The following is a 9,686-nucleotide window of genomic DNA, read 5'->3' as shown; positions in this document are numbered from 1 at the left end:
GTGGAAGGTGTCCACTTTTGCGGGTGAAGATCAGCTAAAACAGTGGGTTACGTTTCGCTTCGCTACACATTTAAACCCACTGTTTTAGTCCGCTTAGTGCGGCGTTATACCTAAGTTTGTTTATTGAGAGTGGGCTTTTTATCAAAAGGAGTATTGAGTGAGTTTTATAGAAAAATTAAATAATATTTGGGAAGAAAATGATTCATTAGTTTGTGTTGGCTTAGATCCTGATATGGATCGTTTTCCTGCTAGTTTACGTAACGTTCCAGACGCAATTTTTAAATTTAATAAAGAAATCATTGATGCTACCCACGATTTAGTTTGTGCATTTAAACCACAAATTGCTTATTTTTCTGCTGAGTCAGCAGAAGCTCAACTTGAAAAAACAATCCAATATATTCAAAGTGAATATCCTAAAATACCAATAATTTTAGACTCTAAGCGTGGTGACATTGGTAGCACTGCTGAAAAATACGCGGTAGAAGCATTCGAACGTTATAAAGTAGATGCTGTGACAGTGAATCCTTATCTTGGCTTTGACTCAGCTGAGCCATTTCTTAATTATAAAGAGAAGGGCACAATTCTACTTTGCCGAACTTCTAATTCAGGCGCTAATGACTTCCAAGATCTGGAAGTTGATGGAATGCCCTTATATATAAAAGTCGCCTCACTAGTTAGTGATAAGTGGAATTATAACAATAATTGCCTGCTTGTTGTTGGGGCTACATGGCCATCCCAAATGTCAGAGGTTCGTTCTATAGTTGGTGATATGCCTTTCCTAGTTCCTGGTGTTGGTGCGCAAGGTGGTGATATTGAACCTTTAGTTAAAGCGGGAAAAACCGAAAATGGAACTGGCTTAATTATTAGTTCATCTAGAGGCGTTATCTATGCTAGTGATGGAGATGATTTTGCCAGCAAAGCTAGAGAAGCTACTTTAAAACTTCGCTCAGATATCAATTTATATCGAAAATAGGTATAACAAGTGGAAGGTGTCCACTTTTGCGGGTGAAGATCAACTAAAACAGTTGGTTAGGTTTCGCTTCGCTACACATTATAACCAACAATTTTAGTCCGCTTAGCGCGGCGTTGAGGCTGTAGAATTTCTCCCCAAAGAGCGTATTTACGTTCTTTTTTATAATTACTCATTGTATAAAAAACAACCTTGATTGAACTTCCCTCTGTGATCAAATAGCTATTATTCGCTCAGAGTTAAACGTGATGGCACTCTTTTAAAGTAAAGAGGCAAACCTGACTTATCTTGCCAAAGTAAATTCATTCCGATTGATTTCGCACAGCAAATTATCCCTGGTAGAGCTATGGGGCACCCAAAAGCTTTGACCAGTCCAAGAAGATTTTCGTGTCCTTAATTACTCCACTTAACCATTGCTTTAAAAGTGACGAAACATGTTTTGACTTTGGGGCGCTGGGAGAGTTAGCCGGCAGGCTAGTATTACGAGCGGAAGAGCTCTGCTATTCCTTTTTTTAACCTGCATGTTTTAATGTTTTAGGTTAATACCTTTCACCTTTCACCTTTAACCTTTAACCTTTAACCATTCCCTAACCTTAATTTATCCAACCTAATAAGTGCCACCACAAGTAATCCAGTGGCATTAATATAATAAGGGTGATCAGTGCTAATGGTAGGGTGATTTTTAACAAACTAGCGAGTGATTCTTTGGCCAGTTGCATCGCAATAATCAACGGGGCAACTTGGTAAGGGAAAATAACCGTAGAGAAACCGATCACCTGTGTCATTAATACAGCGGGAACTGAAAAACCGGTTGCTTGTGCAAAATCAGCCGCCATGGGGGTTAATACTGTTGGCACTCCTGGGGTAGTGGTCACCAAGCCTGTTACTGTTGAAATTAATGATAGCGACATAAAGCTTAAAAAAGTATTTTCAACGGATTCAGGTAGTAGGTGGATAAATGCTTCACCCATGGTCTCTCCCACACCGGATACATTTACCAAAGTACCTAAACCTAGCGCAGCAGAGACAAATATCACCGTGCCAAAATCGATTGAGCTATTAAATTTCTTTGGTTCTAAAACACCGAATTTAGGCATTAATAAAAGAATCGCCGCCACTAAACCCACCCAAGCGGCATTGATGCCATGCAGTGAGTCAGTGACCCAAAATAGTAGGGTAATGCTTAAAATGATTAATACTTTTAATTGTAATTTATGATCAAACTCTGTGTTTTGTTGTTCTGATTGTGCTGAATTTTCAGATGCGTTAATGGTGGCTGGAAAGAGTTTTAAGACTAACCATATTAATGCCAAAGACTTCACTAGGCCTAATACTGGAAAGTGCAGTAATAAGTATTCCATGTAACCAAAGTGCACATTAAACAAATTCTCACTGGAGCCCGCTAGAATCATATTGGGAATATTAGCTGGTAATACCGCAAAGCTTGGCATGTTACAGGCAATGGCTAGCGCTGTTGCAATACCACGACGACCATTACTTCCTCGAGCAAATCCTACTTTTTCTGCCAGTGCCATGCCTATTGGAATCAAGACCACGGCTCTGCCAATGGAAGAGGGCATAATAAACCCTAGCAAGATAGCGCTGACCACTAACCCTGCTATCAGGCGTGGATAGCTGATGGTGAGGTGCGGTGCGATAATCGCAGCTAGTCTTTTATCTAATCCTGATGACGAAATAGCTGAGCCAATAATAAAGCCTGCAATAATTAACCAGACGGCTGTAGAGCCAAAACCTGCGAATAATAAATTAGGTTCAATTAATTGCAGTGTAATGGTTAACGCAAAGAAAATTAAACCAGTTAAGAAGGGAGGAAATAATGAAGCACTCCAACAGGTAAGAGTAATTAAAATGACCGCAGCGCTGTAGGAAAATGCAACAGGCTGGTTAGCCATGGGGAATAACATGATATAAACAGCGAACAGGATAAAGGCGAATGCGATTAACTTTTTAATGCTGATTTTATTTTCCACTTGTGCATCCTTAATCATGAAAATGTTGGTAATTGGGTCATTGATGGTTATGATAATCCAACCTTGATGACGTTTTAAGTGTGATTTATGACAAAAGATATTCATAAGGCGACAACATTGCCACCTAGTGATATGGCATACATAGTCGACCCAGAACAACCAGTGCTTACACATGGGAGAAATATGCAGGCAGAGGCTGGTATGGTGGCGCATGATCATCCGCGTGGACAGTTGTTATGGTCAGAGCAAGGTATCCTTAGAGTAAGTGGTGAAGAGTCTGTATGGGTCGTTTCATCTACACATGCTATGTGGATACCTGGTGGAATTACCCATCAAGTGAGTAGTGAAACGGACACTAAAATCCGCAACCTCTATATTGACCCTTTTTATCCAGTTAGAAAGTTTGAAAAGAATATTGCCATGTTAACCATGACACCATTAATGCAAGAGATTATTTTGCGTTTAGCTGAACAGAAAAATTTGTTAACGGAACAGCGACTTAAGCATTTGGGCCTAGTGGCGATAGATGAGTTAGAAATATTAGAAAGGAGTGATGTGTATATTCATTCCGGTAAAGACCCACGTTTGCAACGCTTGGTGAGTTATATGGTGCAGCATCCACAACAAACCTTATCTTTAGTTGATTTATCAAGTTTAGCGGGAGCCAGTGTTCGAACGATGGAACGTTTATTTAAAGCTGAAACTGGGATGACTTACCGACAATGGCGGAGTCGTTTTAAATTGATGAATGCCCTAGGACAGTTAAACGAAGGGCAGAGCACTACGGCAGTAGCGCACCAGTTAGGGTATAAAAGTGTCAGTAGTTTTATTCATGCTTTTAAAATGCAGTTTGGTTTTACACCACAAGCCTATGCAAGCAGAAATTAATGCTTGTGATTGGTATTATATAGGCGTTTTAGGTTGCCTGTTTTACAGTGATTGATAACCGATAAATTATAAAAAGAAATACAACACGTGTACTCAGTGTTGTATTTCCACTTTCTTTAATCGCAGCAGTATTACATTGAAATACCACGGCCGATTGAGGTGATTGGGCCTGTTGGTTTACCTGTTGGTGAGCCGGTTTCCTGTTCTAGGGTTAACTCGAACAATTGGTTTTCAGTGAGTGGTGGTAGCTTGTTGATATCAACTTTAAGCGTTTCGCCTTTTTTCACTAAACCCAATGAGACTGGCGCATCCCAACCTTCTGCTTTAGTCCAAAACTGTAATGCTTTCCCTGCTGGTATTTCTACCGCACCTAACGGTACTAGTTGCATTTGGTTACTGTGACTCGTTTGTATAACCCAACCTGGTGTTTTATTTTCTGGTTGTACTAACACAGCAATATAAGTGGGTTCACTGAGTACCGGTGCTGCAGTGTGTAATTTAATACCAAGTACCATAGCTAGCACGAAGCATGCCATTGAGATACCACGCCATAACACTAAGTTTTGCCAGAAAGAGGCAATCGGATTTGTGCTTGCTTGAGTGATGGGTTTAGGTGGCTGCTCAAGCTCATCTAAACTACGTTCAATACGAGCTGATAGCGGTTGAGGTGCTGCGACAGGTTCAAGTCGATCAGTAATCGATAAAAAGTGTGCTTGCCATTGATTCACTTCTTTTTGTAGCTCTGGACTGTTGGCTAAACGTTGTTCAAATGCACTTCTTTTTTCTACTGTTAGTGTACCAAGCACATATTGGCCTGCTAACTGGTCATCTATATTAGGAGTTTTTGGTGTTTCTTTATTCATTTTAAACACTCCTTTAAAGCATTCAGACTGCGCTTGATCCATGATTTTACGGTGCCAAGAGGTTTATCAATCAATTTAGCAATTTCATCTTGTGTATAGCCGTCAACATAAGCGTGTAACACGCATAATTTACGCTCTGGCTCTAAGTACTCTAAACAGGTTTGTAAAGACGCTTGAGCAAGGTGATCTTCGGCTAATGCCTGCATTTCATTAGATTCTTCTGCGGAGGCCAGTACTTGGTTATCACAGAGATCGAGTAAAAAATCTGGTTCAGCCAATACTTGGCGATTTGTATGTTTTAACGCATTCAACGCTAAGTTACGGGTTAATGTGTACACCCATCCGCGTGCAGAACCAAGTTCTTGATGGTAAGAGTTTGCATTTTTCCAAATCTTAATAAAGGCATCATGCACAACGTCTTCCGATAACGGGCGGTTTTTTAAGATTCGCAACACCACTGTAAGTAATCTTGATGCTTCTTGTTCATACAGCTGTCTTAACGCGTGCCGATCGCCTTGAGCGCATTGGTGCAGAACGCCTTCATAATCAAATCCTGTTGATGATGACACATTATTTCCCTAATGAAAAAAAGCCCAGTATACGTAACTGGGCGTTTTAAGTCATTACTTAGAAACTATTTCTAAGGGGTGACAATTAATTTATTTTGCTTTCCAGAATAAGTATTCACCAGAGTAGTTAACCACTACTTTATGACCCAGTTTATCCATATTACAACCTGTTTCAGGCGCTGCGCCACCACTGAGATTAATACGTTGGATGTAAGTAACATCTTTTAATGCGCCAGGACGCTCAGATTCATTTGCTTTCACTAACTGCATTGGAATGCTGCCTTTAGCTGAAGGAGATACTGCAAGTTGTTTACCTGTAATTGATGAACCGTCAAGCGATTCCCATGTTGCTGGTGGACCAAAGTACGATACTAAATGGTTACCTTTGTTGTCACTTAAGATGGCACGCGGACCTGCAAATGCCCATTTTGCTTTTTCTTCATCTGATGTATCTACTTTACATTCCCAAGTGATGTTCCCTTTTGCAGCAGTAAACATAGCGACCATGTTACCTGCCGGTACACGTACTTCACTTGGTAAGTTTTCTTGAGAAAAAGAACCTGCATAAGATTGCGTCGCTGCCATCATTAAGGCTGATGCTGCTGTGATTTTTAGTGCTTTTAACATGTATTGATTTTTCATTGTCGTTTCCCTATCTATTGGTAAATGTCGAATTTGAAAAACAGCTGTTTTTCTACTGTTATTAGGTACTACAATCGACAAGCTGATTTGGATGCAGTGAAAATGAAATAAAGTTAAATTATTTTTGAAATAGTGGGATTTTTGCTGATAAATATACGTTACTTTTTTATTAAGTTATTGAATTTTAATTAATATATGTTGGATTCAACTAAATGATTATTTTTTTAAAATTAACTGAAACTCAAGTGTTTTGTCAGTGATAAGTGCTGATTTACTGATAACATGGCTCATTTTATTTTTTGTTTAAGTCATTAAGCATTGTTTAATGACTTAGTGTGTAATTGGTAACGTAATATTCGTTGCTCATTACTTTCAGAACAAAAGTCGCCTAAATATTGCCCTCCACATTTTTCTATTAATCGCTTACTGGCGATATTTTTATCAGAACAAGTGATCAGTACCTTATCATTGACTACATGGGTGAGTACCCAATTGAGCATGCTGTAAGCAATGCCATTTTTTCTGGCAGTTGGGAGTGTCTCGAAACCAATATGACCTGTTATACCAATTGTATTAAATAACTGATCTAAATTTTGCGCCGGAAAAATGGCTTAGTTTGAGGCGTAAGTTGATGTAAATGGTTGTTCCCTATACGAAACTTACAACGAAAAAATAAGTTGTTTTAACAAGTAAAATAGATCAGTTACTTACTATGATTGGTATTATATTCTCTATCTTTTCATTGATGCCATGACGGACTCTTATTGACCCCAAAATATGCGCCGACTTAATACAGAAGTATGTGGTGATAGCAGGCCAATGTGCGGGTAATTGTTTACCTTCAGCATAAGCTAAGCGCTTTTTAAAATAAGCTTGATGATCTTCAATGGTAGACGAATATAAATGTAACCCGTCATCAGCACATTGTTTTGCATAGGCTAGAAAGGCATCTAAATGACTGATATTTGCTTGTATGATTTGCATATAATAATGACGCTTATTGTGATGGACGTTGTAGAAATATCTCATGTTATTAACAACTACATAGTATAGCTGTCAATCGAATATCGCCAATACAATATAGCCACTCATTAAGGGGGAAGGTGTAAACACCGCTGTTCGGAGGAAGCCGAGTCTAGCAATGTATTGTCTGAAGCAATCACCGGTCTGCCTAGGTATCTCTTTATATATTTTCTCAAATCCACACTCATATAACTTTTTACAATCATCGCTTTCATTACACTATTCTTTTAATAATATTGTATGAATAGTGTTTTTGATGAATAAATAATTCAATGCTCTCATTCAATAGTGATTGCTTCGCTGGTTATGATGTTAATTTTTCCCTAGTAGATTGCATTATTTTGTCGTTGATATGAACGAAAGATATTGTATTTATTCTTTACAACATATTGAAATATTGTTTTTTCTGCGTTATTTGTGTTTTATTTTTTTTGTCATGACAGAAGTAGAGGTGAAATAGCGCTTCAATAATATTAACAGTGATATTGGCGATATATTATAAATTTATCTATATTTTTCAGTTGTTTATTGTTTTTTAGTTTAGTTCATTTTTTAAACGCTCAATTATCTGTAAATGTGATCATTGAAGTTTCAATTAGTTATAATTTTGTTTTTGGTCGCTTTTTGCTCTCGAATTGGTTGTTAAGTATTACAAATTGTCTAATCCTAGGTCGCGCATTTTATGCGATAGACAAGGCTAAATTAATCAATGATAGGAGGTTATTGCTTTACCACTTCTATGGAATCTAATACTTAAGGAAATCTTTTATGCAACTCAAAACAAAACTGAGATATACAACAGCACTTGTTGCTGCATTATCCGTCACTGTTATCCCAGCAGCTAGTGCTGCATCTGTTAGCATTGTAAATGCTGGATTTGAAGATGGTTTCACCAGCGATAGCTGGATAGATACAGATCCATCTTCGATCTCTAGTGATCAACGTAGTGGCTCTAAAGCGGCTAAGATCACGGGTGATGGCGGTAAGTTTGAACAAGATGTATCAGTTGAAGCGAATACGGATTATGCACTAACAGCGTATATCAAAGGCACGGGTAAAATAGGCGCAACCGTTAACGGTACACGCTATACACGCACAGGTGGTGGCGATGATTATGAGCTTGTTACCGCAACTTTTAACTCAGGATCTGCTACTACTATTACTATTTTTGGTAATTATTATGGAGCTGAAGCGCGTTTTGATGATTTTGCATTAACCAGTACAGGTACAACTGAAGTGGTTGAGGAGAGTATAGAGTCAGGTACCTGTAGTGGTAATGTTTCTTTAGCGATAGATTCAGCCAGCGATGATGGTACCAATGACGGCCATGGCCCTGAAAATGCGATTGATAAAAATACTTCAAGTGATTCACGTTGGTCATCAAAAGGGATTGGTAAAGCAATCACTTTTGATTTAGCAGGTGAAGCCACTGTAAAAGAGTTGGCAATTCAATGGTATAAAGGGGATCAACGTAGTAATTATTTTGATATAGAGACTTCAACGGATAACAGTAACTGGTCCTCTGTGTATGCAGGTGGTATTTCATCAGGTAATGATGCGAGTTATGAAACTATCGATGTCACAGATTCAGAAGCACGTTATGTACGCGTTACTGGTTCGGGCAATTCAGCAGGCTCTACCTGGAATAGTATTATTGAAGCGCAGGTATTGGGTTGTTCTGATGATGGTGTTGAAGAGGCTAGCACGGAAGAAACAACCGAGGAAACTGAAGAATCAACAGTTGAAGAAACATTTGTCGGTAGTTGTAATATTGATATGTCAATTTGGGGTTATACCACGGGTGATGGTGTCTCCATGAATGATGTAGAAGACATTCAAGACTTAGTAGATAACAAAACATTAGGCTCCAATGGTGCAGAAGAGATCACGTGGGATGATGGGTGCCCAACCTTTACCGTCGCTAATGATGCTGCAAGTTCTGGTGGGTCAACTTATCCTCGCTCTGAATTACGAGAGTTAATGGCAAGGTATACAGATGGCGGTGACGCAAATGTTAAAGGCTTTACTAAAAATAATTGGGTAACCAGTGAAGCTTCTGACAGTAATCAAGACTTGGTGGGCGGTGTTAATGGCAATATGAAAGCGACATTAATTGTTAATACTGTCTCCGTTGATGCGGACAGTGAAGACCAAATTGGTCGTATTATTGTGGGCCAAATCCACGGCGAAGACCATGAGCCGGTGAAAATTTATTACCGAAAATTGCCTGAACACGATAAAGGTTCAGTGTTCTTCACCGTTGACGACTCTAGTGGTGACCCCGGTGATCGTATTAACGTCATTGGTTTCACTGATAAAAATGATACTGATGAAGATGCAAGCGGAGACCCAGTTGAGCCAGAAAATGGGATTGCTTTGGGTGATGAGTGGAGCTATGAGATTGACCTCACTGGTGATCAGTTGAAGGTAACGGTATGGCATGATGGCTATACTTATACCACTGCTGATTCTATCGAGTACACTAAAACACGGTCTAAGCAGTTAATCCGTGTATCAAGTGACACCGATGCGATTACAATTGATGACTTTTATGCAGATGATTACATGTACTTTAAAGCCGGTTTATACAACCAAAATAAAACAGGAACAAGCTCTCCTGACTATGCATCGGTTACTTTTAAAGTGATTGATGTTAGCCACTAATAAGGCTTGTATTATTATTAACTCAGTTATTTTATAACAAGTATTTTATACGCAATATGATGCTCACCCACTTTAG

The 9,686-nt window shown here is 38.9% G+C and carries 9 protein-coding genes; 3 read left to right on the top strand and 6 right to left on the bottom strand.

All coding sequences use genetic code 11. From position 1 onward, the window contains the following. Positions 1–157 precede the first annotated feature (157 nt). Positions 158–973 carry an orotidine-5'-phosphate decarboxylase gene (pyrF, locus tag DS885_RS00620; protein WP_113817476.1) on the top strand — a complete coding sequence of 272 codons (816 nt, stop codon included), beginning with the start codon at positions 158–160 and terminating at the stop codon, positions 971–973. Positions 974–1,563: 590 nt separating this feature from the next. Here pyrF and DS885_RS00615 read toward each other — a convergent pair. Beyond that, entirely contained in the window at positions 1,564–2,961 is a 1,398-nt protein-coding gene (locus DS885_RS00615) for an SLC13 family permease (RefSeq protein WP_113817478.1), read from the bottom strand. Positions 2,962–3,048: 87 nt separating this feature from the next. On the opposite strand from DS885_RS00615, the gene DS885_RS00610 reads away from it, so the two are divergent. Further along, positions 3,049–3,849, top strand: a complete 801-nt coding sequence (locus DS885_RS00610; RefSeq protein WP_113817475.1) for an AraC family transcriptional regulator — start codon at positions 3,049–3,051, stop codon at positions 3,847–3,849. Positions 3,850–3,980: 131 nt separating this feature from the next. On the opposite strand, the gene DS885_RS00605 is transcribed toward DS885_RS00610, so the two are convergent. From DS885_RS00605 to DS885_RS00590, 5 genes are all read right to left on the bottom strand, one after another. Next, complete coding sequence (locus DS885_RS00605; RefSeq protein ID WP_113817474.1) at positions 3,981–4,712, bottom strand: anti-sigma factor; 732 nt, start codon at positions 4,710–4,712, stop codon at positions 3,981–3,983. Further along, a complete protein-coding gene (locus DS885_RS00600; RefSeq protein WP_220149619.1) occupies positions 4,709–5,281 on the bottom strand; it encodes a sigma-70 family RNA polymerase sigma factor in 573 nt (190 codons plus the stop codon). Before DS885_RS00600 ends, DS885_RS00605 begins: the two co-directional genes overlap by 4 nt. A 90-nt stretch (positions 5,282–5,371) precedes the next feature. Further along, positions 5,372–5,923, bottom strand: coding sequence for a DUF3455 domain-containing protein (locus tag DS885_RS00595; RefSeq protein WP_113817473.1), 552 nt, complete (start codon positions 5,921–5,923; stop codon positions 5,372–5,374). Between the two features lie 311 nt (positions 5,924–6,234). Then, entirely contained in the window at positions 6,235–6,423 is a 189-nt protein-coding gene (locus DS885_RS17445) for a hypothetical protein (RefSeq protein WP_147232318.1), read from the bottom strand. 199 nt (positions 6,424–6,622) lie between these two features. Continuing rightward, positions 6,623–6,907, bottom strand: a complete 285-nt coding sequence (locus tag DS885_RS00590; RefSeq protein WP_113817472.1) for a hypothetical protein — start codon at positions 6,905–6,907, stop codon at positions 6,623–6,625. Positions 6,908–7,714: 807 nt separating this feature from the next. On the opposite strand from DS885_RS00590, the gene DS885_RS00585 reads away from it, so the two are divergent. Then, a complete protein-coding gene (locus DS885_RS00585) occupies positions 7,715–9,610 on the top strand; it encodes a polysaccharide lyase family 7 protein (protein WP_113817471.1) in 1,896 nt (631 codons plus the stop codon). Positions 9,611–9,686 lie beyond the last annotated feature (76 nt).

This window comes from Psychromonas sp. B3M02 (assembly GCF_003318165.1).
In the GTDB taxonomy this organism is placed as follows: domain Bacteria; phylum Pseudomonadota; class Gammaproteobacteria; order Enterobacterales; family Psychromonadaceae; genus Psychromonas.
The sequence above is the reverse complement of the archived record's forward strand: the minus strand, read 5'-3'. Positions and strand labels throughout refer to the sequence as shown.